Origin of the sequence: Peterkaempfera bronchialis (assembly GCF_003258605.2) — a bacterium.
GTDB lineage: Bacteria > Actinomycetota > Actinomycetes > Streptomycetales > Streptomycetaceae > Peterkaempfera > Peterkaempfera bronchialis.
On the sequence record NZ_CP031264.1, the window covers coordinates 3,265,191 to 3,291,752 of the forward strand.

General features: G+C 70.9%; 20 protein-coding genes and 2 CRISPR repeat arrays. Of the genes, 7 read left to right on the forward strand and 13 right to left on the reverse strand.

Annotation, left to right across the window (positions count from 1 at the left end):
* Positions 1-34: 34 nt before the first annotated feature.
* Both C7M71_RS14500 and C7M71_RS14510 read right to left on the reverse strand, forming a co-directional pair.
* Positions 35-1,252, reverse strand: coding sequence for a hypothetical protein (locus C7M71_RS14500; protein WP_111489819.1), 1,218 nt, complete (start codon positions 1,250-1,252; stop codon positions 35-37).
* Between the two features lie 884 nt (positions 1,253-2,136).
* Positions 2,137-3,675 carry a hypothetical protein gene (locus C7M71_RS14510; protein WP_111489817.1) on the reverse strand — a complete coding sequence of 513 codons (1,539 nt, stop codon included), beginning with the start codon at positions 3,673-3,675 and terminating at the stop codon, positions 2,137-2,139.
* 159 nt (positions 3,676-3,834) lie between these two features.
* On the opposite strand from C7M71_RS14510, the gene C7M71_RS14515 reads away from it, so the two are divergent.
* Positions 3,835-4,068, forward strand: coding sequence for a hypothetical protein (locus tag C7M71_RS14515; RefSeq protein ID WP_111489816.1), 234 nt, complete (start codon positions 3,835-3,837; stop codon positions 4,066-4,068).
* Positions 4,068-4,460: a type II toxin-antitoxin system VapC family toxin gene (locus tag C7M71_RS14520; RefSeq protein ID WP_111489815.1), complete on the forward strand. Its 393-nt coding sequence runs from the start codon at positions 4,068-4,070 to the stop codon at positions 4,458-4,460. Before C7M71_RS14515 ends, C7M71_RS14520 begins: the two co-directional genes overlap by 1 nt.
* Before the next feature lie 52 nt (positions 4,461-4,512).
* Here the strand turns inward: C7M71_RS14520 and C7M71_RS14525 are convergent, their stop codons facing one another.
* The gene (locus C7M71_RS14525; RefSeq protein ID WP_111489814.1) at positions 4,513-7,278 is read right to left on the reverse strand and encodes an AAA family ATPase; all 2,766 of its coding nucleotides are present in this window, start codon (positions 7,276-7,278) and stop codon (positions 4,513-4,515) included.
* Between the two features lie 254 nt (positions 7,279-7,532).
* Between C7M71_RS14525 and C7M71_RS14530 the strand changes: the two genes are divergently transcribed.
* Both C7M71_RS14530 and C7M71_RS30665 read left to right on the forward strand, forming a co-directional pair.
* Positions 7,533-8,267 carry a hypothetical protein gene (locus tag C7M71_RS14530; protein WP_111489813.1) on the forward strand — a complete coding sequence of 245 codons (735 nt, stop codon included), beginning with the start codon at positions 7,533-7,535 and terminating at the stop codon, positions 8,265-8,267.
* Positions 8,268-8,567: 300 nt separating this feature from the next.
* A CRISPR array of direct repeats spans positions 8,568-8,841; the repeat unit is 29 nt; unit sequence GGGGCCATCCCCGCAGGCGCGGGGAGCAC.
* Between the two features lie 218 nt (positions 8,842-9,059).
* The gene (locus C7M71_RS30665) at positions 9,060-9,200 is read left to right on the forward strand and encodes a hypothetical protein (RefSeq protein ID WP_162824248.1); all 141 of its coding nucleotides are present in this window, start codon (positions 9,060-9,062) and stop codon (positions 9,198-9,200) included.
* A gap of 156 nt (positions 9,201-9,356) precedes the next feature.
* Here the strand turns inward: C7M71_RS30665 and cas2e are convergent, their stop codons facing one another.
* The 9 genes from cas2e to C7M71_RS32615 form a co-directional block, all read right to left on the reverse strand.
* Positions 9,357-9,707 (reverse strand): type I-E CRISPR-associated endoribonuclease Cas2e, encoded by a 351-nt coding sequence (cas2e, locus tag C7M71_RS14535; protein WP_111490095.1) that lies wholly within the window; start codon positions 9,705-9,707, stop codon positions 9,357-9,359.
* Positions 9,704-10,657, reverse strand: coding sequence for a type I-E CRISPR-associated endonuclease Cas1e (cas1e, locus tag C7M71_RS14540; RefSeq protein WP_111490094.1), 954 nt, complete (start codon positions 10,655-10,657; stop codon positions 9,704-9,706). Before cas1e ends, cas2e begins: the two co-directional genes overlap by 4 nt.
* Positions 10,654-11,382 carry a type I-E CRISPR-associated protein Cas6/Cse3/CasE gene (gene cas6e / locus C7M71_RS14545; RefSeq protein ID WP_111490093.1) on the reverse strand — a complete coding sequence of 243 codons (729 nt, stop codon included), beginning with the start codon at positions 11,380-11,382 and terminating at the stop codon, positions 10,654-10,656. Before cas6e ends, cas1e begins: the two co-directional genes overlap by 4 nt.
* A 37-nt stretch (positions 11,383-11,419) precedes the next feature.
* The gene (cas5e, locus tag C7M71_RS14550) at positions 11,420-12,142 is read right to left on the reverse strand and encodes a type I-E CRISPR-associated protein Cas5/CasD (RefSeq protein ID WP_111490092.1); all 723 of its coding nucleotides are present in this window, start codon (positions 12,140-12,142) and stop codon (positions 11,420-11,422) included.
* Positions 12,139-13,335: a type I-E CRISPR-associated protein Cas7/Cse4/CasC gene (cas7e, locus tag C7M71_RS14555; RefSeq protein WP_111490091.1), complete on the reverse strand. Its 1,197-nt coding sequence runs from the start codon at positions 13,333-13,335 to the stop codon at positions 12,139-12,141. Before cas7e ends, cas5e begins: the two co-directional genes overlap by 4 nt.
* Entirely contained in the window at positions 13,332-14,042 is a 711-nt protein-coding gene (gene casB, locus C7M71_RS14560) for a type I-E CRISPR-associated protein Cse2/CasB (protein ID WP_111490090.1), read from the reverse strand. Before casB ends, cas7e begins: the two co-directional genes overlap by 4 nt.
* Positions 14,039-18,670, reverse strand: a complete 4,632-nt coding sequence (casA, locus tag C7M71_RS14565; protein ID WP_111490098.1) for a type I-E CRISPR-associated protein Cse1/CasA — start codon at positions 18,668-18,670, stop codon at positions 14,039-14,041. The genes casB and casA overlap by 4 nt, the downstream gene beginning before the upstream one ends.
* A 295-nt stretch (positions 18,671-18,965) precedes the next feature.
* A CRISPR array of direct repeats spans positions 18,966-19,726; the repeat unit is 29 nt; unit sequence GGGGCCATCCCCGCAGGCGCGGGGAGCAC.
* Between the two features lie 336 nt (positions 19,727-20,062).
* A complete protein-coding gene (locus C7M71_RS14570; protein WP_162824249.1) occupies positions 20,063-20,341 on the reverse strand; it encodes a hypothetical protein in 279 nt (92 codons plus the stop codon).
* A gap of 242 nt (positions 20,342-20,583) precedes the next feature.
* Positions 20,584-20,898, reverse strand: coding sequence for a DUF3761 domain-containing protein (locus C7M71_RS32615; RefSeq protein ID WP_265737656.1), 315 nt, complete (start codon positions 20,896-20,898; stop codon positions 20,584-20,586).
* 65 nt (positions 20,899-20,963) lie between these two features.
* On the opposite strand from C7M71_RS32615, the gene C7M71_RS14580 reads away from it, so the two are divergent.
* From C7M71_RS14580 to C7M71_RS14590, 3 genes are all read left to right on the forward strand, one after another.
* Entirely contained in the window at positions 20,964-22,649 is a 1,686-nt protein-coding gene (locus C7M71_RS14580; protein WP_229758723.1) for an aldehyde dehydrogenase family protein, read from the forward strand.
* Between the two features lie 14 nt (positions 22,650-22,663).
* The gene (locus C7M71_RS14585) at positions 22,664-23,227 is read left to right on the forward strand and encodes an EF-hand domain-containing protein (protein WP_111490088.1); all 564 of its coding nucleotides are present in this window, start codon (positions 22,664-22,666) and stop codon (positions 23,225-23,227) included.
* Positions 23,228-23,423: 196 nt separating this feature from the next.
* Positions 23,424-24,443 (forward strand): LLM class flavin-dependent oxidoreductase, encoded by a 1,020-nt coding sequence (locus tag C7M71_RS14590; RefSeq protein ID WP_111490087.1) that lies wholly within the window; start codon positions 23,424-23,426, stop codon positions 24,441-24,443.
* Between the two features lie 73 nt (positions 24,444-24,516).
* Here the strand turns inward: C7M71_RS14590 and C7M71_RS14595 are convergent, their stop codons facing one another.
* Complete coding sequence (locus C7M71_RS14595) at positions 24,517-26,463, reverse strand: YncE family protein (RefSeq protein ID WP_111490086.1); 1,947 nt, start codon at positions 26,461-26,463, stop codon at positions 24,517-24,519.
* Positions 26,464-26,562: the final 99 nt, after the last annotated feature.

Below are 26,562 nucleotides of genomic sequence, written 5' to 3' on the forward strand. Positions count from 1 at the left end.
CACGGGTGCCTCGGGACTCGGGACTCGGGACCCGTTAGGTGGTGACGTGCGTGAACTGGGCGCGGCGGCGCGCGCGGTCCCTGAGGGCGATCCACAGCGGAAGCAGCGTCTGCGTGAGCAGCAGGATCAGGAAGGCCACCGAGTCCAGCAGCCGCAGGCTGCTCGCCTCGCCCGAGGTGAAGCGGGCCACCGAGCTCAGGAACATGTGGACGAAGACAGGCAGCAGGGCGAAGAGCGTGGTGCTGAGGCTGATCGTGTAGCCGACCAGCACCAGCCAGGAGTACCAGCGGGCCGCCTTGAGGTCCACGGGGTGCGCCGTGCTGAGGTCGACGACCCTGTCGCGCCGGCCCAGGAGCCGGTTGGCATGGTTGCGCAGGGTCCGCAGAGCGACGCTGTGCAGGTCGACGCTGCCGAGCACGGTGGTGATCAGTACGTAGATGTCGGTGCGCAGGTAGAAGAAGAACTGCCAGAGCAGCCGGGTGAAGGTGGCGAAGGCGACGCCCAGGCAGACCCGTCCGGCCAGCGACGGGTGGTTGCCCGCCCCGCCGAGGAGGTCGGCAAGGACCACCAGCGCGCAGAGCACCAGGACGTCGGCCAGCATGCCGGCGAGAATCGGCAGGTACCGCTTACGCCGGGGGACCGCCACCAGCCCGTCGAGCGCGGTCTCGACCACCAGGAAATAGAAGCGGTAGGACATCGACACCCGTGAGCGGATGCCGAGTCGGCGGCCGGCCAGCGCATGGAAGATCTCGTGCAGGGCGATCAGCGGAGTGACCGCGACCAGCAGGGTCAGGTTGACCAAGGAGTAGTAGGAGCTGAAGACCAGGTCGTGGGAGCGCGGCAGCAGGCTGGGTGAACGCACCGTCAGCACCACCGCCGTCAGCATCAGCGCCGCGTAGCAGAACCACGCGTACGGCGAGAACATCGCCCGGCCCAGCCGCTGCCACCGCAGCGGGGCCGTCTCGGTCGGCGCCTCGTCCTCGGTCCTGGTGAAGCCCAGTTCCTCCAGCGCCGCCAGGACGTCCTCGACGTCGGCGCTCTCGCCGTAGGTGTCACGGTAGCGGCGGGCGGCCTCGTCGGCGGTCGCGCCGGCTTCGAGCCAGCGGACGAGCTGAGCACCGTCCGGCGGGAAGATCGCATACGAGTCGATGTCCGCCCGGCCGATCGTCACCCCGTCGCCGTCTTCGAGATAGACCAGCGGGTGGAAGAGGATCGGCTTCCCCGTGCTCTGGCTGGCGGTCTGTTCCGGCACCGCTCGACCTCCCTTCTCCGTGACCGTCCGCTGGACCGGTCTGCCACTGCCCACCCGCAGGGCCGGGGTGCCGCCGTCCGGCAGCGTTGTGCAGGACGGCGGCGTGCCCTCAGGCCTGGATCACGCGGTCGGGTACGTGTGGCAGCCCGCAGTCGTGAGACGGACGGGACCGGCCTTGCGGATCACGATCTTCTTCATCGCTGACCTCCTTGAGTGGGGATTCGGAACGTGCTCCATCACCTTCGGCGGCCCCTCCAGAACCTCACCAAAGTCCCGCCAAACCGCGCCCGTCCGCGTTCTCAGCGACCACAGGGGGGGCGCCGAGGCTATGGCGTGCTGCCCGGCGAAGTGGCTTCGGTCGGCAGGTCGATGACGGTGAACTCGCGCAGGCGCAAGACCAGTTGGCCGACGCACGCCCAGGGCAGGCAGGCGACGTCGACTGGTTCGGGTGCGGAGAGGCCGGGCTCGTAACGGGCACCGCGTACATCCCCCATGGCGCGGAGCCGCTGACACTAGCCGACCTACGCACTGCCCGGCCCGGCTCGTTGATCGTGATCAGCGGCAACTTCTTCAAGGGCACCGGTAGTCCTCTGACAGGCCCTGTTGCTCGCCCACTACGGTGTGCTCGCCCCGGGTGCCGGACATGCGCTGGTGGCCTCGACCGAACAGGGCTCGGGACAGCGGGACCTGCTGCACGACGACGCGCGCACCGTGCGTTTCGGCACAGGCGTCCAGCAGCTCGGAGTGGGTCTGAAGGTCGTGTATCCAAGATTGGTCGGGCGGCACACCGTAGCGGCCGCCGACCCCGAACTCGGCCCCGCCCTTGGCCGGCAACCTGCTCGCTGACCCCCGGCGGCGTGGTCGGGGGCTTCGGCGAAATCGCCTCAGTGCCCGTCCGACTCGCAGATGACTCTTGCCGACTTCGCCGGAACCAGACGGACCTGGTCGGCCCGAAGTTTCAGCGGTACTTCGGCGGCGCGGTCCCAGAGGACTGCCATATCGTCGGCGACGCCGAAGGAGAGATAAGGCCTGGCGGGCTGAAGATGGGGGCCCTCACCGGAAAGTTTGGCCAGGGGGACGACAGGCTCGACACAGGTCCACTGGGGCTGGACACCGAAATACGGGGATGGGGTGTCACCGCGCTTCGCGGCTGCGGTCGTGCGGTCGACTGCGGTCTGGGCCGAGTGTAGGGCGAGGACAGCCGCGCCGCCGAGGAGGAGAATCAGAAGGAAGACGTAGAGGAGGACGTTGAAACCGTCGCCGGGGGCGGCGTAGGAGTGGTGGCGGTGGCGGGCGTAGCCCCACCAAGCCGGGACGGCCATGACGATGCTCAACAGCATCAACAGCTTGAGAGCAGCGGCCAATTGCCAGATGGCGGGGACGTCAAGGTCGTCAGGGGACAGGTCGAAGCCATCCGCGTACAAGGCGTGCAGGACAGAGCCCGCGCTGAGGAGTGAGGAGACGACCAGCGTCACGACGAGTGGGACGGCCCAGGCCACCCACTCACCCCAGTTCCATTGCCGCACCAGAAGCCGCAGACCACCCAGGACAGCAACCAGCGCGGCCGAGACAAGGACCTGCATACGGGTCCAGCCTTGCCCGCCGACATCGTGCGGCAAGCCGATGGCCAGGGCGGCGAAGGACACCGTGGCGACGGCGGCGATCCCCGCACCCTTCAAGCGGTTGTTCCGGTGGAGTCTGGTGCCGGACCACAGGGTGGCACTCAGGCTGAGCAGGACGACCACAGACCAGAACCACCAGGCGAACCCGTGGCGCCCGGATGCGAACACCAGCGAGGCTGCGGTCACCAGGGCCCAGAGCACCGCCCAGAAGAGCCGCCGCTCGCCCTCCTCCTCCGGCCAAGAGTGGGCCGCGTCGCGCCAGCGGCCATCGAGCGGGCGCACGGCGACCGGTGCCGTACGGACGTAGCCCGCGGTGGCGTCGATACGTGCCAGGCGCAGCGCCTGCGTCGGACTGCCGATCACCTTCACGCCTGTGTCGTACCGCCCCAATCGGACGGCGTAAGAATCGAGGAGGCGGCGCCAACGCGAGGCCGGCCACAGAGTGCGGTGGGTGGTGCTGAAGACCCGCCAGTGCGTGGGGAACTCTCGGTCGCGCAGGATCGGGTCGGCGCGGCGGACGTATGCCTCAAGCCGGGCCTTGCGCATCGCCTTGTGCACGCGATGCGAGGCGCCGCGATCACAGTTGCGCGCCGCACCGAAAAGTCGTACCTCCACCTCGTAGACCCGCGAAGCAGGATCTGGATCCAGTACGCCTCTCGTCGGACCCGTACCGCACGCATGATGGCTGCGGATCAACCACCTGTGCGTGTCGAAGCGCCGCTCAGCCTCCTCCCAGTCGTGCGGTCCGCCGCGGACCTCGACGAGCACCAGCACCCGCTGGTCGTACCGCTCCTGCGCCATGCGTACCTCCCCTGCCTCCCCCGCCTCCCCGCGTATGCGTCCACCACCGGGAACAGATGCGGGTTCGTGCAGGCTACTTCCGTGGGACGAACGCGGGCCCTGGCTGCGGACAGGCGGGCCACCCTTGCACTGTAAGACGAATCGTCTTACAGTTGCTTCATGGCTGACACCATCACGATCCGTAGCGATTCGGAGACCGAGCACGCTCTAGCGGTCCTGACCAACGACGGCAGTTCACGTTCGGCCGCCATCCGCCAGGCCGTACTGGAGACCGCGATGCGCAGGGAACGCGCTGCGGCCATGCGGCGTGCCGTCCTGCGGATGCCGCTCGGTGAACCGGACGGCATCGACATCGGCGCCGAGATCTCCCGTGATCGCGGGGAAGAGCGCTGATGATCTACCTGGACTCGGCTGCCGTCGTCAAACTTGTACACGCCGAGCCCGAGTCGCAGGCGCTGCGCGCCTGGCTGGACGAACGGGCGGACACCGGCTGGACGAGTTCGGCACTGGTCGAGATCGAGTCGTTCCGAGCCCTGGCCCGCCACGCACCGGAAGCCGTCGCACGGCTCCATCCGGTCCTCGACCTGATCGACCTGGTGGACCTGGATGCCAGTGTCCGGATCCTGGCCCAAACCGTGAGACCGGCAGCGGTCCGAAGCCTGGACGCCATCCACCTCGGGACGGCCCTGCGCATCCGTTCGCGGCTCACCTCGTTCGTCACCTACGACAAGCGCCTGGCCGACGCCGCTCAAGCCGCAGGGCTGACCGTCGACATGCCGGTGTGACACTCGCCGCCCATCCGGCCGCGAGCCGCCGCGCAGGCAGGTCGGCCAAGCCTCAGGGGCCTGCCGCCTCGTCGGGTGACTCGGCGTGGCCGAGGGCCAGCACGCTGCGGAGTTCGTCGCGGCCCGCCACCCCGGTCTTGCGGTAGACCCGGTACAGGTGGTTGTCGACGGTACGCACGGTGATGCCGAGCTGCCCCGCGATCTCCCGGCTGCTCGCCCCGGCGGCGGCAAGGCGGGCAATGTCGCGTTCGCGGTCGGTCAGCCCGGGCGTCCAGCAGGCGAGGACCGCAGGTGTCATGACGCCCTCGCACTCCCGGGTGAGCTGGTGGCAGCGGTCGGCGGCACGCTGGGCCGGCGCCGTACTCCCCCGCCGCGACCACAGCCGCGCCGCGTGCGCGGCGGCCTCGGCGGCGTGCAGGCGCATGCCGGCGGTCTCGAATGCGGTGCAGACCCGCTCTGCGGCGTCGGCGTCGCGGGCGGCGACCGCAGCGGCGTGTTCGGCATAGATCCTGATGTGCGGGGCGTCGGTGACGGTGACGAGTTCCGCGAGCCGGTCGGCGACGGGCGGGCACTGGCCGAGGCGTACGGGAAGGTGCAGCAGCTCCGCCTCCCAGAGCAGGGTCCGCTGGTGCCGGGCGTCCTCGGCCACCCGCAGCGCGAGCCGCGCGGCGTCGCGGAGGCGCCCCTGAGCGGCCAGAATCCACGGCTGGGCCAGTTGGAAGGTAACGATGTGGAAGCACCGGTAGGACTCCACGCGGGCCAGATGCGCCCGGTCGAGCAACATCCGCGCCTTGGCCGCGTCGCCGGTCTGGGCCTCCACGACGGCCCACTCGCCGAGCAGCAGCGCCTGCTGGCCCCAGGTGGCGTCGTCCCGCAGTGTGGAGACCGCCTCCCGCATGTGCCGCTGGGCCGACCGCAGCCATCCCCGGCGGGCGGCGATCCTGCCGAGGTAGAACTGCCAGCCCCCCTGGCTGCCCACCCACGCCCGCTCCCGCGCCTGCCGGTACTGGGCGGCGGCGGTGGCGGCGGCCTCGTCCAGCCGCCCCGCGAACGACTGGATGGTGGCCAGCCAGCTCATCAGGGCGGCGCCCAGCAGCGGCATATCGTCCTCGTCCGGCGGACCCGGCAGACCTGGCGGACCCGGCGGACCCGGCGGACCCGGCAGCACCGATTCGAGGATCGCCAGGGCGGCCTCCGTCCGCCCGTGGCAGAAGTGCTCCACGCACTCGGCGTAGCGCAGCCGCACCGTCGTCCGGGGGTCCGCCGGCACCTGCCGCCGCGCGAGGGCGGCGGCCTGCGCATACGCGGGCCAGTCGGCCTGCACCGCGAGCAGGACGGCCCGCACAGCCGCCAGCTCCGCCCGGGCGGCCTGGTCGGGCATGGCCTGTTCGGTACGGCGCAGCAGGTCCACGGCGTCGGCGGGTTGGTCGAGGGTCAGGTACAGGTTGGCTGCCCGCAGTTGCACCGAGCGCAGCTGATCGCGCTCGGGCAGGACGGTCCCGGGCAGGCCGCTGTGCACCTGCTCGGCCTCGATGCCCTGCCCGGTGTGACCGAGCGCGACGGCCAGCGCGCGCCGGGCCGCCGGGCCGCCGCCGGCCTCGCACGCCGCCTGGGCCAGCCGCGCGGCGAGGGTGAAGTCCAGCGTGGCGATGGCACGCTCGGCGGCGGAGAGCAGAAAGCGCGGATCGGTGCGGTCACCGGATTCCAGCCGCCAGTCGGCAACCCGCGCCAAGTCGTCGCGTCGGCGCAGTCCGGTGCGTTCGACCGCTTCGGCCAGGTCGCGGCAGTGGCGCCGCCGCCGGTGGGGTGGCATCGCCCGGCGCAGCACCTCCCCGTAGAGGGGGTGGGCCAGCCGGACCTGTGCGCGCCGGCCGTCCTGCTCGCCGACGACGAGGTCGCGGTGGTCGAGTTCGTCCAGGACGACGGGGCCGGTGAGCCGTTCCAGGACCAGGGCACCGAGCGGTTCCCCCAGCGCGAGCAGTTCGGCGGCACGCCGCACCGCCGGGGAGAGCCGCCCGATGCGCTGCTCCACCAGGTCGGCCAGGTGCGTACTGAGCCGGAACGCCCCCTGCCAGCGCCAGACCTCCGCGACGACCGCCAGCGCCCCGGAGGCGAGGCCCGCTTCGACCAGTTGCTGCAACCAGAGCACATTGCCGTCGCTGCCCTGCCACAGCCGGTGCGCGGTCGAGGTCTCCACCTGGCCGCGCAGCGCCCGTTCCAGCAGTCGGCCCACGGAGTCCGGGGCCAGCGGCGGCAGGTCGACCCTGGCTGCGTAGCCTCCGCGCAGCAGGGCCTCGACCGCGTCCGGCAACGGCACGCCGGAGCGCGCGGTGAGGACGATCCGGGCACCGCCGCGTACGGCCATGTGCAGCAGCAGTGCGGCTGAGCCGTCGTCGAGCAGGTGCGCGTCGTCCACGAAGAGGACCTGTTGCGCATCGCCCTGTGCGCCGCCGCCGGTGAGGAGCGCGTCGCCGAGGACGCGCAGCAGATTGGGGCGGCCCCCGGTGGTGGGCAGCGTCGCGGGCAGCAGGTGGGCGAGTGCGCCGAAGGGGATCCGGGCGGCGCTCTCGGTGGCCGACGCCGTCAGCACCCGTCCCCCGGAGGCGGGTGGGGTGGACAGCAGTTCGCGGGCCAGCCGGGTCTTGCCGACCCCGGCGGGGCCGGAGATCAGCAGGGCGGGCCGGGCCGGGTCCACCAGCAGCGCCGCCAGCTCGGCCAAGGTTCCATCCCGGCCGGTGAACGGCCAGGAGCCGGGCGGCGGACCCGCCTCGCCTCCGCACCCCGCCGGTGGCGCGGCACTCCCTTCCTGCTCATGCATGGGCAGCCATCCCCCCAGATCAGCCACGCCCCCGGACCCCAGACCGGTGCCTGAGTATCGCAGTACTCACGACATGGCGCCATCACGCGGATACCTTTCTCACGGATTCCGTATGCGGCGCTTTTGGGAGGAGGCGCTAATTCCTCTTGCTGAATGCCGGAATCACCGCGATAACCGTTGACTCTTGCGCTGTTCCCCAGGCGCCGTGGCCGGTTTCGCCGGGCCGCGCGGACCGGTCCAACCAAGGAGGGCGTATGCGAGGCGGAAGAAGCATTGCGGAGAGGGCCGGTTCCCGGCCACTGCGGCGCGCGGCGGCCGTACTGATCGCCGCGGTGGCGCTGCTCACCGGGTTACTGGTGGCGGGCCCGTCGGCCTCGGCAGCCGACCTGCCGTACGGGCCGTACACATGCGCGGCGGGCTATGTGTGGCGGGAGGCGTACACGGGCGACCAAATCTGTGTGACGTCGGCGATCCGCACCCAGACCGCGACGGAGAACACGCTGGGCCCGTCGCGCAGGGAGCCCAACGGCGGTGCGTACGGCCCGGACACCTGCAAGCAGGGCTACGTCTGGCGCGCGACGCGGCCCTCGGACCACGTCTGCGTGCCCCCGGCCAGCCGCGACCAGGCCTACAGCGACAACGCCAGCGCCCCCTACCGCCTGGTCGACCCGGGGGCGACGCCGCGCGGCGGAGTGTCCGTCACCACCTCGTACATCTACTCGACCGGCGGCTACCTGTACGCCACCGGCAGCGGGCTGACGCCCAACGGCACGGTGCGGTTCTACGCGGTGCGGATCAACACGACCGGCCCGCTCTCGCTGAATTCACTCACGGCCGACGCCAGTGGCCGCCTGACGGACTGGCAGCCCGTCGCGTTCCTCGCGTGCCGCACCGGGCTGACCGAACCCGCCATCATCGTGGTCCTGGACCAGGGGACGGGCCTGGTCACCACCGCCGGCACCACGGATGCCTTCCGGCACTGCGGCTGAGCGGGTACACCCGGCGCGCGCCGGGGCCGGGCACGGCACCGTCGGGGGCGTGCCCGGCCCCGGCCCGGTTCCGGCGCGCGCCGCCCGTTGCCGACCGCCGGGCGGTCCCGCGACCGGCCATGCCCGGGCAAGCGCCGGGCTGCGACGTCCGAGGTGACGCGGCGTAGCTCTGCCGGGCCCGCCCACCAGCACGCGGCCTGTTGCCTGCCGCGACGGGCACAGGGCCAAAGAACCCCAGCGCGAGACCACCCCCGCAAGCCGGCAAGCACCTTTGAGTGTCTTGCGCAGGAAGCGCGCGGTGGGACCATCCCCGCAGGCGCGGGGAGCACGGCGCCGAGTACGGCGTAGCCGTCGCGGCGGAGGGGACCATCCCCGCAGGCGTGGGGAGCACTCGGCGGGGGCGAGCCGCAGCGGGAAGGTGGTGGGGCCATCCCCGCAGGCGCGGGGAGCACAGATCGACCCGCAGGACCGGGTAGCGAGTCTCGGGGCCATCCCCGCAGGCGCGGGGAGCACCAGGACCGGGCCCCGCGCGTGGACCACTGGTGGGGGCCATCCCCGCAGGCGCGGGGAGCACACTGATTGACCTGCGGGTTTGAGGCCCTTGGGCGCTCATTTCGATGACTTCTAAAGAAACCGTCATAAGACGTGAACTACCGTTAATGTGCATAAATCGGTCAAGTCTTAGACGGCAATTATGCGAACCCACACCCACAAACCCATCGAGGGTCCAGCAGACACGGGACGACACTGAGCGCGCAGGCCCGCCAGCCAGCGCCCAAGTATGTTGCGCCCATGCCAGCCATCGACGTTCTCATCCGCTACACCGACCCCTGCTTCCGGTGCCTCCTCGCTGCAAGACTCGCCAGGGAACTCCACGGGTACACCCTCGTCGATCTCGCCGCCGGACCCGCCAGCAGCGGGGTCTTCCGGTGAAGGGGCCACCCTTCTTCTCCCGTCCCGTTGTTGCTCAGGGTCCCGCAGGAGCGCCGGGGGCACAGCGCAGGGTGCCCCGCCCCCCGTCGGGCGTGATGGCGTTGCGCTGCCTCTGCCGCGCCTGGGGTGCGGGGGAGGCAGCGCGGTCGGAGTGCACTACCGGCTGCCGAAACGCCGGCGCTTGGAGGCGTTGCTCCAGCCGCGGGGAGGGGCGGAAGAGGCGGCGGGGGGCTTGTCGTGGGGGCGGCGGATGAGGGTGAGGCCTTCGTGGTCGACGGGGTGCCACTTGTGGTCGTGGGTCTCGAAGGCGTAGCCCTGTTCGGTGTTGGTGGTGTAGGTGAGGAGGGCGCGGCCCTGGTCGGCGTACTGCTTGACCTCGGACCAGAGGGCGTCGCGGATGCGGGCGGACGGGCTGCCGATGAAGACGCCCGGGGAGATCTCCAGGAGCCAGCGGGTGAGGAAGCCGCGCAGGCCGACGGGGCAGTGGGTGAGGACGATGACGGTCACCAGATGACCTCGTCCGCGTAGTTGCGGCCCGAGGCGACTTCCATGCCTCGGTCGGACTGGAGCATCACGCGATCCGGGTACTCGGTCGCGCCGTCCTCGGTGGGCGCCTCCGGGAGCAGCAAGGACTTGATGTCGGCCACGCAGCGGTCCAGGAGCTTTGTACCGTTGATCACGTCACGCAGCGCGCGGCGGGTACGGGGGCCGATGTCCTCGTCGCCTTCGGCGGCGACGTCGAAGGCGAGCGGGATGCCGATGTCGGTCTTGTAGAAGTCGGCCACGTCCATGGCGAAGGACAGTTCGTGGCCCGAGTGGACGAAACCGAGTCCCGGCGTGCAGCCGAGGGCGGCGATCACGGCCTGCGCGATGCCGTACATGCACTGGCCGGCGGCGGTGATGGCCTGGTTGGGCGGGTCGCCGGCGGTGAAGTCGCCGGGGGTGAACTTCCGTCCGTGCCAGGGGACTCCCGTGCGGGCGGCCTGGGCGCGGTAGCAGTCCCTGACGTGGGTGCCTTCGTGGCCGAGGAGTTGCTGCCGGGTGAGTCCGGAGGGGTCCTCGTCGGGGAAGCGGAGGCGGTACATGGCGCGGGCGACGTCGAGTCGGCTGTTGCGGTTCGCCCACTTCACGGCCTGCGCTTCGACCAGGGCGGAGGAGCGGCTGAGGGAGCGGCCTCCGGCGTAGTAGCGCACCCCGTGTTCGCCGACCCAGACGACCCCCGCGCCGCACTCGCCGAGCACGCTCATCGCCTGGTGGGTGATGCGGGTGCCGGGGCCGAGCAGCAGGGTGCCGATGGTGGCGGAGGGGATGTGCGTGGTGCCCTCCGCGTCTTCGGCGGTGATGGCGTTGGCATCCCGGTGGACGGTGCACCGCTCCAGGTAGACGAAGGAGAGGCGGTCTCCGACGCGGGTGAGCTGGCGCGGCGAGGACGCGGGGCGCCGGCCGACGGTGGTCATGGACCCACCGCCACCGGCGCTACCGCCACCGGCGCAAGGGTCATCAGACCGCAGCCGTATGCCTTCCCCTTGCCTAGCCCGGCGGTGAGCGTACGACGGAGCGCGTCGGGGTCGGTGACCCGCAGTCGTCCGTCGTAGGTGACCCGGGTCAGCTTCACGCCCAGGCGCTTGCCGCTGGAGCTGTCGGTCTTGCGGAAGGCCAGCTCGCGTTGGGAGTGCACAAGGAGCTCGTATCCCGCGCTTTCCAGGTCGCCGGGCTGGGCTGCGGGCCGGTCGAGGACGGCGAAGCCGCCGTGTTCCTGGCGTGCGAGCAGCCAGTCCGCCTGGTGGCGGGGGGTGATGTGCGCCGTGCGCTTGGTGGATTCGTCCGGGGTGCGGCGGATGCTGTGAACGGGGTTGGCACTCAGCCGGAACGCCCATGTCTCGCCGACCGCGAGCTTGGCGAGGAAGGGTCCATAGGGCGCGGTCTGCCAGCGGCCCGTTTCAGGCCAACCGGCCTGCTCGACGAGGTGGGTGAGGTCGGGCCGCTCCGGGCTGACGATAAACAGCAGCACCTCGCCGTCTGCGGTGTTGTCGATGCGCCACAGCACCCGCGGGCCCTGGCCGGAGTGGGCGACCCGTTCCGCGAATGCCGCCATGACCGCAGCGTGCAGTGCCTGCGGTGAGGTGAGCAGGCGGCGCGCTCCCATTCGCGCGGTGTTGATCCGGAAGCGGGTCAGGTACATCAGTCGCCTTCCTGCACATGCATGGTCGTCCTCCACATCAGGCGTCACCCAGCGCAAGCATCGGGTCATGGTCCTGGACCGGTGGGCGGGGACGCTTCTCGGCGAGGGGGTTGGGCACGGTGACGCGGTGCGAGTGGACGCTGCGCAGTCCGTACCGGCGGTGCCCGGAGTCGAAGCTCAGCGGCTGGTCGCGCAGGGTGTCGCCGGGACCCTCGCCGGCCGGGAGTTCCTTGACCACTTCCAGTTCGACGCGTCTCTCCTTGCGCCGGCGAAGTTGCACCCGGTCGGACGCCTGCCACGGCTCCGTCCGCAGTGCGCCCAGAAGGTCCGTCTCCCGGTGTGTGTTCAGGTCGACCGGGCGCGAGGGCGGGCAGCAGCGCCGACCCAGGAACGGCAGGTAGTGCGGGGTCCGCACGGCCGCGTGCAGGTCGGCGATCAGGGCCTCGTCGCCCTCCACGGCGGCCACGAACACGGCGTCGGCGAGGTAGAAGCGTTCCGAGACGGGCATGGCCTTGCCCGTGTCACCGTGGTGTGCGGTCTGGAAGTCCCGTAGGCGCGTGCCGGGCTGGTCGATGCGGACGCCGAATGCCAGCGCGGCGAGGTCGGAGACATCTGCGACGCGGTCCCGGCCCTGGGCGGCGGCGAGCAGACCGAGCACGCCGCTCTTGGTCGGTACCCGTTCCGTCGTGCGCCGGGCGAAGCGGCCCGCCGAACCCCAGGACTGCAAAGGGCCGGCGAGGCGCAGGGTCAGCACGCTCATGCCTTGCCGTTCAGCCTTTCGGTCACCGCGTCGCCGACGGAGTCGAGCAGTCCGCTCAGGGTCACCTCGGTGCCGAGCGCTCCGAGTCGTTCGGTGGCGGCGCCGACGCGTAGCACCCAGGCGGGATCCGCGGTGACCTCGTAGGCCCTCTCGATGTCGGAGACGTGGGCGACCAGTTGCTCGCTGGCTCCGTACAGATGACCGCCGACATCCTGCTTGGGCAGAACGGGCTCCTCGAACGCGGCGACAAAGCTGATCGGCCGGGCGGAGCGCAGAGTGACCACCACCGCCTCGGGGAGGGTGTGGTTGCCGAAGGTATTGACCTTGCCGGTCGGCATGGAGGAGATGAAGCCGTGCAGGAAGGCGCGGACCGCTCTGCGCACCGGTTCGGTCTTCGGCTCGTCCTCGCGCAGCCCGACGCCGAGGTTGTCGCGCAGCCGGTCGACATCGAGTGCCGCGTACCGGTAGAGGGTGGCGGAGTTGAAGTCGACGGTGCCGATCATGCCGGCGCCGGTCTCCTCCTCCTTTTCATTGCGGTCGTCCACGGCGGTGTAGTAGTCGGACTCGTTCTCGACCTGGTGGACGCTGATGGCGTGGGCGACCTGGGCGGCGGCGTCGACATTGATGTCGGCGGAGTCGGCGACCATCCGGCCGAAGAGAGCGACGTCCACGGAGTGCCGACTGTCGGCGATCTCCTTGGCACGCGCCTTGTTCTCCTTGTCCTTCAGGAACGCCTTGATGTCCTCGGCTCCGTCGATCGCGAGGGCGGCGAGTCCGTCGAGCTGGCGTGCGCTGAGGAACATCAGGTAGGAGGACTCCGGCGGCGGTTCCGGCTCGCCCTTCTTCTTGGCGCTCTCCGCCTTGCGCTTGGGCACCTCGATCTTCGATCCGGTGGCCGCCGCGATGGTCTCGGCCGCCAGCGCGAGGGCCTCGTCGCCGCTCAACGACGGTTCCTGCGCCGTGATCCGCTCGGCCAGCACCTCAGCGACCCGCCTGGTCCGGACGCCGAGGTCGGCCGGGTCAAGCAGATCCTGGAACGCTCGCCGGGTCGCCCGCTTCCACGCCTGGCTGGAGACCCGGGCACGCCGGACTCCGCCGTACACCGCGGTCTTCGGGCTGCCGGTGTCGTCGCGGTTCAGGTTGCTGGGCGGCACGGTCTGGAGGACGTGCACATCGATGATGGTGCGGCTCACGGGGTGTCGTCCTCCGGGGTCGTGCCGTCGGTGTCATCGGGTCGGTCTGTGGCGTCCGGAGTGGCGGTGTCGGCCGTCCGGTGCGCGAACTGGTAGGAGCGGCCCCAGGAGCGGCGGATGCGCTGCGGACCGCCGGGCTGCTGCCAGCCGTACAACTGGTCGGCGAGCAGCCCGTAGTCGAGCGGGATGTCGTCGCGGCGCAGCAGCAGCACGAGATCCCTCAGCCGTCCGGCCAGGACAGCGGGCGTGGTGGCCGTTCCGGCACGCACAAAACGCTTGCGGGTCGGCTCATCGATCTCCGTCCCCGGATGCAACCGGCGTACGGCGGTGCCGAGTTCGAGTCCGTGGCGGCGGTGCATGCGGGCCGTGTGGTGGGCCTGCTGGTGCAGTGCCCAGAGGGTGACGGCGGCGTGGGCCGCCTCGTCCGCCCAGCGCAGCGCCTCCTCGGTCAGCGCGCCGCTCTCGTGCGCCGCGTAGAGCGGTTCGGTGCCGGTGAGGCCCCACAGGTCGGGGGTCGCACCCGCAGACCGGCCGACTCCGCGCCGCAGGCGCGCGAGGGTGGCGACGGCGTCGCTGCGGTCGTCGAGGTAGCCGCGCTGGAGACGGCTGATGTGCTTGTCGACGGTGCTTCCGATCAGGCTGAGCGGCGCCCGGCGGACGGCGGGGACGGGAGCGGGGGCAGCGGGGACGGGAGGGCTGGTCGTCATGCCTCCACCTCCACGGGTGTGGTCAGGAGCTTGTTCAGGCGGAGGCGGAAGCGCCGGTCGGCGGCGGCGTCGTTCAGCCACTCGGAGCCGCCACGGCCCGAGACCACCCGGCCCTCCCAGGCGGAGAGCCCTGCATCGTTCAGCAAGGAGGTCCCGAGATCACCGATGAGGGTCCGCAGCCGACGCTTCCACCGATCGCGCTGGAGGACGGGGTCGGTCCCGGGTACGAGGTCGCACAGCCAGCGCCGGAATGGCGTGTCCAAGGCGGCGAACCCGAGGTCGCGGGCGGCGCTTTTGCGGGGCTCCTCCTCGGCCCCCGCCGCCCGGGCGAGGTCGGCGGCGAGGTCTCCGAGCACATTGACCGCGGACTCGCCGTCGCCGAGCGCGTCGATGGCAGCCTGCCCGTAGCGCGGGTCTCCCTCATGGAGCAGCACCACGGGCATCAGCACGCCATCGTCGATCACCTCGTCGATCACCGACTGCTGCGTCCCGTACCGGGCGCCGATGGTCCGGGCCCGGATGAGGTGGTGCGACGGGAGCGCGCCCTCGACGATCAGTCGGGCCAGCCATTCGAGCACCCGGGGGCGCAGGTAGTCCCGGCCCTCCTGGCGCTGTTCAGCGCCCTGGTCGCGTCCGGCGAGCAGACCGCGCAGACCGCGCCAGGCCGACTGCGCGGGATCGTGTTCACGGGGAAGGTAGGCCAGCTGGAGACCGTGCTTCTTCTCCTGGGCCGGGCTGCGACGCCAGCCGGTCATCGGCTCCTGGAGGTGCAGGTTGAGGGGTGCGAGCGGGTCGCCGTACGCGAGGACGACACCGTGCACCCCTTCCGCGTCGTGGTGCAGTCGCACGCGCCGGGACTGCCAGGTGTACAGGTCCCTCAGCCCGTATGGGCGCTTGTCCAGGTCGGTGGCCTTGGCCGGGCCGTGGGGCCGTGCGGCGCGCCAGGCCGGCCGGTCGTCGCGGCCTCGAAGGTCCAGCGTGGTGGTGTCGCGGGCGACAAGGTTGAGCAGCAGGGTCTCGTGCAGGGTGTCCGCCTCGACCATCACGCCGCCGAGGTTCCCCGCCCAGCCGACGCCCTGTGGGTAGCCCTTGCCGGACTTCACCCGGGGATCGCCCACCGCACCGGACTTGATGCCCGACGGGTCATACGCCTGCGCGTGCACCAGCCAGCGGGCCGCCTCGGCGAACGACAGGCGGTCCACGCCGGGCATCCGCATCGTGAAGAACGGTTCGCCGTTGGGCACGTCGGCCACCAGCCGGTTGAGCGAGGCGACCTCGTCCTTCGCGGTGCGCAGGTCGGCGACCTGGAAGAAGGGAGTGGTCGGATGCAGCAGGTCGAACTTCTCCCGGTGCTCCCGCAGGTAGTCCGCCACCGGAGCGAACGGCGTGTCGCTCTCCCATAGCTCCGCCCAGGCGTCGATGTCCTCAGGGCCGTCGACAGCGTCGTACAGGACGGCCAGCAGGAGCCTCAGCAGAGCGAACTCCTGAGTCGGCAGATCACCGACCAGCCGACGAATGGTCCGGGCCTGGTCGAATACCTCAAGCAGCGACAGACTGCGCTCGGTGCCGTCAGAGAGTTGCGCCGGAAGCCAGGGGCGGTCGACCAGATTGAACGACGGCGGGCCGACGACGCGCGGCAGCGCCGTCCTTGCTGCGGGCATCCCGGTGTCCTCTGCGGAGTCGTCGCGGGCCACGAGCAGTCCCTCCTCGGGGTCGTACCGCAGATGCCAATCGGCGAGCCGGGTCCTACAGTCCTCGTCCAGCACGAGGATCAACTCCCCTGCCAGCCAGTGGCTCTCCTTCTCCTGCCAGGCGGGGAACCAGTTCCGCTCCAGTTCGCCGATCGCCTTCTCCAGAGGCTCCGGAAACGAGAAGTGGTAGGGCAGCCGCAGGCCGCTCGCGGCGGCGGCACGAGCGGCGCGCGGCGACGGCGCGGCGTCCGTGGGCAGGTCCAGCCCGCCTTGCCCGTCGCCGAGCCACGGCAGGGTGATCAGGCCACCGTCCGAGCGGCGCATCACCACCAGGACTTCCAGGCTTTCGCGGCTGTCGCGCACCTGGGCCCTGCCGGTCCGGCTGTCGTCGGCGTCACCCACGCCGGCGTCGATCCACCCGATCAACGGCCTGCCCGGCTTGAGGACATCGCCCAGCCGGAAGACGGCCGCCCGGCTTCGCTGTCCCTCGCGGTGCTTCTCGTCCTCGGCCAGCGCGGACTCGGTGGCCGTACCCCACTCCTTGGGGCATGGGTCTTCCGCGCCGTAAGCCTTGCCCACCAGTCCGCTGATGTCCTCGGGGAGGCGTACGGGCGTCCCCTGTCCCTGGTCGAAGTGGGGAGCCAGGACGGCGAGGGACCGTAGTAGCGGATACGCGCGGTAGATGGTCCGGGAGCCTCGGACCGGCGACGGTACGGGGCGGGCCTGCCAGTCGACCCCGGTGACCAGACACCGGGCGCTCCGCAGCCGGCGTGGGCGGTCGGCGCGCGGGTGGCGATGCAGTCGGCCCATGCGCTGGAGCAGCAGGTCCACCGGGCAGAGGTCGGTCACCAGCAGATCGAAGTCCACGTCGAGCGACTGCTCCACCACCTGGCTCGCCACCACGATGTGCGCCTGCCGCGGGCGAGCCGGAGAGGTACCGTCCTGGTCCGGTGGGCCGAAACGCGCCAGCAGGTCGGCGTCCTTCCGCGCTCGGTCCACGTCGACGAACCGGGCGTGGGCAACGGTCACCTGCTCGGCGCCGAACCGTGCTCGCAGGCAGGCGGCCGTCTCCATCACCCGGTCGACGGTGTTGCGCACGACCAGCGCACAGCCGCCCTCCGCCAGTTCCGCACCCAGGCGATCGGCGAGCAGGTCGTAGTCGTCGCCCAGCCGCTCCAACGCCACGTCGGCCCTGCGCCCGGAGGCGGCCGGCCTCGCCGCCAGCACGGCCGGTTGCCCGCTGCCAGGCGACACGGCCGTCAGCAGCGGATAGCCTTCGGCGGCCTCGATGTCCGCGACGACAGCCGCGCCTACGCTGGTGCCCGTGTACGCCTCGACCAGTTCGCGGCGCCGGGACGCGGGCAATGTCGCGGACAGCACCACCACGGGCACCCGGTAGGCCCCCAGCCATGACAGCACCTGATCCAGGTAACTGTTCATATAGGTGTCGTACGCGTGCACCTCGTCGATGACGACGACCTTGCCCGCCATGGCCAGGTGGCGCAGAGCGAGATGGCGGCTCTTGAGCCCGACCATCAGCAACTGGTCGATCGTCCCGACCGCGAACGACGCGAGCAGGCCCTTCTTCCGGCCCCGCAGCCATTGGTGGGCGATCAGGTCGGCGGGCGCGGCAGTGGTACCGACTTCGCGACCGTCCGCCTTGCAGCCGCTCCGGCGCGGGTCATCCTCCTGTCCGAACTGGTCCACGGCTGCGATCCGTTGGCGGCTTTTGCGCATCAGCAGTGCATAGTCCTTCTGCAACGCCGCCTTGGCGTGCGCCAGCAGGACCGATCGGTCACCCGCCGCGAGGGTGTCGGACGGCAGACGGTCCAGCCAGGCCAGGAGGCGCGGAAACATCGCATTGCTCGTGGCCATCGTCGGCAACGCGAAATAGCAGCCACCCGCACCGCTCCGAGCCGCGAAGATCTCCGCCACGGCCAGGGCCGCCTCGGTCTTCCCCTCGCCCATCGGCGCCTCGATGACCATCAGGCCGGGTTCCGGCATCTCCCTCGCCAGCCGGACCGCGTCCTCCTGGACCGGCCGCACCCGCGCACCCGGCGGGAGGTCGAAGCGCGAGGCGATCAACTCGGCTGCGGGCAGGGTCGGTTCGGCGGCAGTCCAGGGCGGCGGCAGGCGAAGCCCCGCCCATGCCGCCTTGACCCGCTCCTCGTCACTGCGCGGGTGAGCCTCCGGAAAGTAGGGGAAGAGATCGGGGTTGCTGGCGATCCAGTCCGAAACGATCACCAGCGCTGTCAGCAGCACCTGGACCGGTTGCGGCAGTTTCACCTTCCGCCAGTCCCCGAGCCGTCCCGCCACGTCGTAGGTCTCGGCGCAGGCGTCGAGCAGTTCCGTCTGCACCTGGTGCCACGTGGTCTCCGCCGCCCCCGGCGTCCGCAGCAATTCCGGGTGCACCATGAGGTCGTGGATCTGCGAGTGGTCGGGCGGCACGCCGTGATGCCCACCCGCGACGATGCCGAACTGGCCTACCGCACGCCCCGTCCAGCCATGCCGCTTGACCAGCCACTCCTGAAGGAGCAGCTGCCCCGCCAGCCCGTGGGGGGCCATCTTGCGGTCCTCGCCATACTGCCTCTGCGTACGCATGCGGAGCCCGGCCGCGATCATTGCGTCCGCCAACGAGTCCACCTGGCATGCAAATGCCGGTGTCGCTTTCCCGATGTCGTGCGTTCCCGCCAACCACACCGCCAGCCGCCGCGCGTCGTCCGCCCCGCCCGGAAGCACCTCGGCGACCATCTCCTTCACATTCCGAGGCAACCACCGATCCCACAGCAACCCCGCCACAGCCGCACTGTCGGCCAGATGCCGCCACAACGGCAACCACGTCTCCGTGGCGCGGTCATGCTTCGCCCAGACGGTCCGCGCAGCGCGGCTCAACCGCGCCCATCGGCCGTTGGTCTGGGGAGGTGTTTCCTCGTGCATGACGGCATTGAACACTCTGGGTCTGACAACGATGAGCGCTCCTGGCCCGAGCGATCGATTTTGACCATAATCGTTCTTCGCGTGATAGGTGACGCCCAATCACGAATTCAAATGACCAATACTGTCAGGCGCAATATGCCTCCGGCCGCCACGCGCGGCAGCCCGCCCTGGAGGCGGCATCGGGCCTGCCTCTGCCGGGTCACGAGCGGCAGGTTCCCTGCCGGAGTTCCCGACGTGGCATCCCTGCGGGTTCGAAAGCACTCGGAGACGCCCTTGGGGGGTGACGATCCAAACAGGCCCCATCCCCGCAGGCGCGGGGAGCACACCGTGATGTCGTTTCGGGTCTGCTGATCGTCGGGGCCATCCCCGCAGGCGCGGGGAGCACTTCGGGCAGCAGGCGGTCGAGACCACGAAGCAGGGGCCATCCCCGCAGGCGCGGGGAGCACAATCGGTTCTGGCAGTCGACGTAGACCTCAGCGGGGCCATCCCCGCAGGCGCGGGGAGCACCATCACGTCATGTGGACGAAGGGTCCCTGGGAGGGGCCATCCCCGCAGGCGCGGGGAGCACCCGCAAGGCAGACCTCCTGCCGATCCACCCTGGGGGCCATCCCCGCAGGCGCGGGGAGCACCCGTACACCAGGCCCCGCCTGGAGGCCTGGCCGGGGCCATCCCCGCAGGCGCGGGGAGCACTGCCTACACGGGATCGATCCAGGATGCGTGAGGGGGCCATCCCCGCAGGCGCGGGGAGCACCCCCAGCGCGGCCGCCTCAAGCAGGACTGCGAGGGGCCATCCCCGCAGGCGCGGGGAGCACCCACATCCCAGCCGTCGCGGGTCTGCGACAGGGGGGCCATCCCCGCAGGCGCGGGGAGCACTACGAGACCGGCAGCGTCGCCGGCCTGCACACGGGGCCATCCCCGCAGGCGCGGGGAGCACACGGCGGCGGCGTCGCCCACGACCGTGTCGAGGGGGCCATCCCCGCAGGCGCGGGGAGCACGTCGTCGCCGAGTCGACGCCGACCGGGGAGGCGGGGCCATCCCCGCAGGCGCGGGGAGCACACTAATTGACCTGCGCGTTTGGAGACCGAAGGTGCTGGTTTCGATGACTTCTGCAGATACGGACGTACGACGTGAATGCATCATTTCTGGAGCAATCCACTCGCATCTTCATCGAGATCCATGCGTCAACCATACGGTCGTACACCGAAATGCCAGCGGGATGCCCAGAAGCCGCCGCCGCACAGCATCACAGCGCACGTGCGCCCCGCACTGGGCTGGTTGAGGAAGCTGGCCGGGCACCGGCGCCGCGAACTCGCCGCCGTCCTGGCGCATCCGCCGCGACAGCGACCCGAGGCGTTGGTCAGCGGTCGCCGTCGTCCGGTCGGCGGGGGCGGATCATGGCAGTGCCAGGTTTTTGCCGTCCCCGGCAGCCGGGTTGACCATCAAGGTGACCTGCTGCTCGGGGCGCCTGGTGACCATTGCGTCGTGGATGCACCGGGCCGCGCCGGTGCCGCGCCATGGCGTGCGGACACCGATCTCCTTAAGGGCGAACGCGGGAGAAGAGACGCGCCCGGCCGGCACGGGCCTGGCCATCCGCGCCCACCAGCGGTCCTCCGGCCCGGCGGTATTGCCGTAGGCGTACCCCACCGGCGCACCCCCGTCGTACCCGACCACCACCCCAGGGTGGCCGTCGTGTGGTGACGCTCCGAGTGTCGTGGACGTACTGGTGCCAGGCCCGCGCGGGCGCGCTGCCGCCGCCCAAGCTGTCCAATGTCGTGCCGGCGGCCCGGGGGTGGGCCGACAGGCCGGCAGGAATGCCCATGGCCGTGGCGACCGCAGGTTCGAGATCACCCTGCCCCAGCTGTCCGCGTGCAAGGAGCGCACTGTCCCGGTGGCCGCACCCTGCCGGAGGTGGGTCAGCGGTACCGGACGGCGACGCCATGGTGGTGGGAGCAGGTGCCGCGGTGGTGTGCGCTGTACGAGAGGGTGCCGTCGTTGCACAGAGCGGTCGCGCCGCCGTGGCTGTCGACGGACCCTGACTCGCCACCGACCGCTGAGGAGGATCCGCCCGACGAGGAAGGCTGGTCTACGGGGACGCCTGCTCCGGTGAGCCGGTCGGTGCCGCGTGCCTGGACGGTGGTACCCCGGTTCAGCTCCCGAGCTCCGAAAAAGGTCCCAGCCCAAGAGTCGTTGCCTTGGCAAGGCTGAATCCGGCCAAGGGGAAATATCACTCGTTCAGGGTAATAAGTCAGTTCGGGCCGGTGGGGGCTGTGGGTGGCCGCGAAGAATTCGAGGCGTGACCCGATCTCCCGGTGCGGCGCTGCCTACCTATCCCGTGCTGCTGGGCGGTGTGCCCGAGCCCGGTGAGGGCTGGGTGCACTGGCCCAGGAGCAGCGCGATGCTGGACGAGACGTACGACGTGCTTGCGCTCAAGGCACGCCTCGACCACTGCCGGGCCGAGCCGGAGGATCACGCCGATCCGCGGTTGGTCGGGCGGGTGGCCCGGTCCACGGGGGCGCAGGCGATTGCGGCGCTGTCGTTGGCCCGCGAGGCGCAGCCTGCCTGGGCGCGGGTGCCGCTGGAGCGGCGGCTGGACTTCGTCCGCGCGTTCCACCGCCTGCTGCGGGACCGGGCGGAGGAGTTCATCGCGGTCCTGGTGTCCGAGGGGCATCCCGTACGGGTGGCCGGCTGGGCGCTGTCGGCGGCGCTGAACCTGACGCATCCGGAGACGGTGGACCATGCGCGGGCGGCCATGGTGTGGGAGGGCAGGCAGGCGGGTCGGCGGGTGCGGCTGGTGCGCAAGCCGGACGGCGTGGTGTGCCTCGACCCGGCGCGCAACGCCCCCGTGCTCACCGCCCTGGCCGGGGTCCCGACCCTGGCGGCGGGGAACGCGCTGATCGTCAACGCCCCGCCGTCGGTTCCGCTGAGCGTCGCGTACCTCTTCCATGAGTTGGTCGCCCCGCTGCTGGCGGAGTACGGGGCCCCGCCCGGCATGCTCAGCGTGCTCTGCGCGCCGGCGCGGCCGGTGCTGCGGACCTGGCTGGCCTCGCCCGACTGCGACGACATCTTCTTCTTCGGCGGCTCCAACCAGGGCGCCGAGCTCACCCGGTCCTGCCTGGAGCACGGCAAGAAGCCCATCATGGAACTGGCCGGGAACGACGCCCTGGTGGTGTGGCGGGACGCGGATCTGCCGCAGGCGGCCGACGCGGCGCTGGAGCGGTACCAGGGGTCGGGGCAGCTCTGCCTCGCGCCGAAGTTCGCGCTGGTCCACCCGGCGGTGGCCGAGGAGTTCACCGAGCTGGTGCGCAGCCGGGTGGCGGCGCTGCGGGTGGGGCCGCCCGAGGACCCCGAGGTCGTACTCACCCCCGTGGTCAAGCGCTCCCAGTGCAAGGACGTGCTGGACGATGCCGTGGCCAGGGGCGCCGAGCTGCTCTGCGGGGGCGAGTTGGTCGACGTACGGGGCAGGCCGTCGCTCCGGGGGCCGTTCATCAGACCGGTGCTGCTGCGCGTACGGGGGCTGCGGGAGGCGGCGGCGATGCGGGCGGTCGCCGAGGAGACGTTCTTCCCGCTGATGTGCGTGATCGTGCCTGAGAGCGCACCGGCCGCTGAGTCGGCACCGGCTGCTGAGTCGGCGGCGGCCGACCGTCACCTGCTGGAGTCCGTGATCTCCTTCGTCAATGCGAACCGGTACGGACTGCGCAACTCCCTGTGGGCGCACGACCCGTACGTCATCGACCGGTTCACCGACGAGGTGACCAACGGCGGCGTGCTGAAGGTCAACGACAGCCACATCGGCACCCTGCCCGTCCTCCCCATCATCGGCGGTACGGGGCTCTCCGGCGGGGTGTTCGGCGAGGCCAACATCCCCTTCCTGCGCACCACCCGGCTCCAGGGGATCAGCATCGGCAGCGGCGAGGCGGCGCACTTCGACCACCTCGCCGCTGCCGGGTTCCACCACGACCAGAGCAGTGCTCGCACATGAGAGAGGCATGGCCCATGACCACGCTTTCCGGCACCCCCCTGCTGCACCACAAGATCGATGTCTGCTTCGGGCACTTCGACACCGACGACAACGGCTCGATCGACCGCGAGGACCTGCTCACCCTCGGCTCCCAGCTGCTGACCAGGTTCGGCGAGCCCGCCACCTCCCCCAAGGGCACCGCGCTGATGGACGGGATGGCGCGCTTCTGGGATGCCCTCTCGGCCGTCGCCGACCTGGACGGGGACGGGAAGCTCTCGCCCGAGGAGTACCGCGCGAGCATGACCGGCGCGTTCATCACCTCCGCCGAGGGCTTCGACGCATCGTTCCGGCCCCTGGCCGAGGCGGTCTGCGCGCTGCTCGACACCGACGGGGACGGTGAGGTGGACGAGCAGGAGTTCCAGGCATGGCAGGAGGTGTTCCGTACCGAGCCCGCGGACCGGGCCGCCGCGTTCCGGAGGCTGGACACCAACGGCAACGGCAAGCTCAGCGTCGATGAGCTCCTCGCCGCCATCCGCCAGTACTACATCAGCCCGGAGGCCGACGCGGCGGGCAACTGGCTCTACGGCCCCCTGGCCTGAGGCACGGAGCCACGGAACACGGAACCGGCGGCGTGCTGCGTCGCCGGTTCGCCGGTTCGCCGGTTCGCCGGTTCGCCGTGTCGGTGCGGACGGTTGAGGTGGTGTCGGCATCGGCGGGGCGCGCGCGGCGGTGACCTGACATCATCGGGGTGGTTCGGTGCTGGGCAGAGCATGCCGCAGACGATGGAGGAGCCCCATGCCGCTGACCTCGGAGCCACTGCGGAAGCTGGGGTTTCTGACGATCGGGCTGTTCGACCAGGTCGATCCCCGGCGGGGGCACGAGTCGACGCTGGAGATCATCGCACTGGGCGAGCGGCTGGGCTTCGACAGTGCGTGGGTGCGGCACCGTCATATGCAGTACGGCATCTCCTCCCCCATCGCCGTGCTGGCGGCGGCCTCACAGCGCACCAGCCGTATCGAGCTGGGCACGGCGGTCATTCCGCTGGGCTGGGAGAATCCGCTGCGGCTGGCCGAGGACCTGGCGACGGTCGACATCCTGTCCGGGGGCCGGCTGAACCCCGGGGTCAGCGTCGGCCCGCCGACCCACTACGACCAGGTCAAAGACGCGCTCTACCCCGACACCGCCGACCTGGAGGACTTCGGCTATGCACGGGTGGAGCGGCTGCTGCACTTCGTACGCGGCGAACCCGCCAGCGACTTCAGCGGGATCGAGGGCTTCGAGGTCTACTCCGACCGCGTCCAGCCGCACGCTCCCGGCCTGGGCCGCCGCATGTGGTACGGCGGCGCGAGCCTGCGGTCGGCGCGGTGGGCCGGTGAGCACGGGATGAACCTGCTGACCAGCAGCGTCGTCAAGGCGGAGGAGTCCGAGGACTTCGCCGAGATCCAGCTCTCGCACATCCGGACGTTCCGTGCCCACCACCCCGACGGCGCCCGCGCCCGCGTGTCGCAGGGACTCGTCGTCATTCCGACCGACACCGCTTCGCCGGAGCAGCGCGCCAAGTACGAGGAGTACGCCCGGAAGCGGACACCCCGGACCGCCACGCCGCAGGGGCCCGCCCGCATGATGTTCGCGCCCGATCTCGTCGGGCCCGCCGCCGAGATCGCCGAACGGCTCTACGCGGACGCCGCCTTCCGGGAGGTCGACGAGGTCGCGTTCGCGCTGCCCTTCACCTTCGACCACGAGGACTACGTCCAGATCCTCACCGACATCAGCACCGAACTCGGCCCGGCCCTCGGCTGGCAGCCTGCTCGCTGACTCCCGGCGGCGTGGTGGCGGGGACGGACGAGAGTGGGGTCCGCCGCCACCACGCCGCCCAGGCGGCCTTCGGCTAGTTGGAGAAGTACAGGTACTTCCAGGGGCCGTACGTCGTCGAGTTCAGGGAGTCGCCGGACGACCCCTTGACGTACACCGACCGCATCCGCGCCCTGATCCCGGATACTCCCGGCGCCTCCAGGCGTATGGCCGACTTTCCGTTGCCGGCGAGCAGGAAGTACTCCGAGCCGGCGGAGTACCACTTTCCGCCCGAGTAGACCTGCAGGTCGAAGCGCTGCTCACGGCCCTTGTAGTAGGTCATGGTCGTCGTGAGCACCGGGTCGGTCTTCTTGTGGAACCAGTAGTACGACGTGGAACCGATCTTGCCCGTCTTGTAGTGCTTGGTGACGGCGGTGGAGATCCTGACCTTCGCGTACGCCGTGGACTTCACCGTCTTGGGCGCGGTGCGGGCGTCCCCCTTGAAGACCGCGGCGACGACCGTGTTCCGCGTCATGTCGACCGTCACGGAGATGTTGCCCTTGGAGTTGACCTTCGCGGTCTTCAGCAGCTTGTTGGGCTTGTCGCCGCCGTAGGGGTCCGCCCATATCTCGACCGTGCGGTTCTTGTACGTCGTGCCCAGGTGCGCGGTGAAGGAGACGTGCTTGCCGTAGTCGTAGACCTTGCGGTTGTTGTTCAGGGTCAGCGTCGGCGCCGTACGGGAGACCGCCACCTTGTCGGACGCACTGACGGCCGTGTGCTGGGTGTCGCCCGCGTAGGCGACCTTGTAGGTGACCGTGCCACCGGCCGGCGGGGTGTCGGTGAAGGTGTACGAACCGTCCGCCTTCACGGTGACGGCGGGCAGCGCCTTGCCGTTGGGGCTCTCCAGGTCGGTACGGGTGACCTTCAGCTTGACGCCGTTCGGCAGCGGTACCGTCGCCGACAGCTTCCCGGTCACGGTGAGCCGCTTGCCGCGTGTCGCGGTCGACGGGGCGTTCACCGTCAGGCTCGGGACGTTCAGCGTCGGGCCGGTGAGTGCCTTGAGGGTGTAGCCGCTGCCCGTCCCCGCCAGTGCGAAGATCCGTGAGGAGTCCGGAGCCCACGTCAGTGCGGCCGTGCCCGACGCGCCCATTGCATAGGTGCGGACCGGCTTGGTGGCACCCGGACGGTAGACCGCCACATTGGTGCCTGAGACCTGGGCGACCAGTCCGCTCGGGGAGATGTCGGCCTGCTGCCCGGAGGGGTAGGCGCCGGCGGCGGTGAAGTCCCCGTCCGCGTAGGCGTCCCGCTGTGTGCCGTTGACCAGCACCTGCGAGGTGCCGGGCACGAGGTCGATGTCCCGGATGCCGCTGTTCAGCGTGTAGTCGCCGTGGTGCCAGGCGGTCAACTGCGGCGTCGTGCCGGAGACGTCGACGACAGCCATCGAGTCCGAGGAGAGGCCGCTCTGGGCGACAGCCAGCAGGCCGGGCTCGGACGGGTCGGTGTCGAGGAGTGCCGGGCCCCAGAGCCCGGGAGACGACTCCGGGAACAGCCCGAGCGTCACCACGTCGGCACCGCTCGCCGGGTCCGCCTCCGGGTCGACCGAGCCCAGGTCACCGTCCCACTGGTCGCCGTACGTGAACCAGACCTTGCCACCCGCGAAGGCGACGTGGCGCGGGCCCGTGTCGGTGGCGACGCGGTAGCGGGCCTTCACATGGAGGGTTGCCGCGTCGAGCGCCACGATCTCGTGACTGCCCTCCGCAGCCGCGTACAGGGTGGCGCCGTCGTCGGACAGCGCCAGACCGGCGACCCTGCTGATGCCGCTCACCGAGCCGACGAGGGCGCCGGTGTAGTCGGCTGCCAGGATCTTCCCAGCCGAGTGGTCGCCGACGAAGACCCTGTGCAGGGCGCCGTCCGCGACGATGCCGCCCGGCGAGGCGACTGCGGCGGAGGCGGCCGAGGCGGATCCGGCTGCGGTGACGGTCAGCGCCGCCGAGCTGAAGAGGACCGCGAGCGCTGTCGCGGTCGAGATGCTGCGCGTGCGCACAGTGTTGATACCCCCACAAGGAAACCCGGCGGAGCACCGGGAGTTGAGAGCACCGCACAACGCCCGGACACTGACCGCCGACATGCGGTGACGCACGGG

Bases quoted from the DNA above. Each gene is read 5' to 3' on its own strand.
- C7M71_RS14590 (WP_111490087.1), top strand. From the start codon at position 23,424: ATGCCGCTGACCTCGGAGCCACTGCGGAAGCTGGGGTTTCTGACGATC.
- cas1e (WP_111490094.1), bottom strand. From the start codon at position 10,657: ATGACCACCGTCGGCCGGCGCCCCGCGTCCTCGCCGCGCCAGCTCACC.
- cas5e (WP_111490092.1), bottom strand. From the start codon at position 12,142: ATGAGCGTGCTGACCCTGCGCCTCGCCGGCCCTTTGCAGTCCTGGGGT.
- C7M71_RS14585 (WP_111490088.1), top strand. From the start codon at position 22,664: ATGACCACGCTTTCCGGCACCCCCCTGCTGCACCACAAGATCGATGTC.
- C7M71_RS30665 (WP_162824248.1), top strand. From the start codon at position 9,060: ATGCCAGCCATCGACGTTCTCATCCGCTACACCGACCCCTGCTTCCGG.
- C7M71_RS14515 (WP_111489816.1), top strand. From the start codon at position 3,835: ATGGCTGACACCATCACGATCCGTAGCGATTCGGAGACCGAGCACGCT.
- casA (WP_111490098.1), bottom strand. From the start codon at position 18,670: ATGCACGAGGAAACACCTCCCCAGACCAACGGCCGATGGGCGCGGTTG.
- C7M71_RS14520 (WP_111489815.1), top strand. From the start codon at position 4,068: ATGATCTACCTGGACTCGGCTGCCGTCGTCAAACTTGTACACGCCGAG.
- cas6e (WP_111490093.1), bottom strand. From the start codon at position 11,382: ATGTACCTGACCCGCTTCCGGATCAACACCGCGCGAATGGGAGCGCGC.
- C7M71_RS14530 (WP_111489813.1), top strand. From the start codon at position 7,533: ATGCGAGGCGGAAGAAGCATTGCGGAGAGGGCCGGTTCCCGGCCACTG.
- C7M71_RS14525 (WP_111489814.1), bottom strand. From the start codon at position 7,278: ATGCATGAGCAGGAAGGGAGTGCCGCGCCACCGGCGGGGTGCGGAGGC.
- C7M71_RS14510 (WP_111489817.1), bottom strand. From the start codon at position 3,675: ATGGCGCAGGAGCGGTACGACCAGCGGGTGCTGGTGCTCGTCGAGGTC.
- casB (WP_111490090.1), bottom strand. From the start codon at position 14,042: ATGACGACCAGCCCTCCCGTCCCCGCTGCCCCCGCTCCCGTCCCCGCC.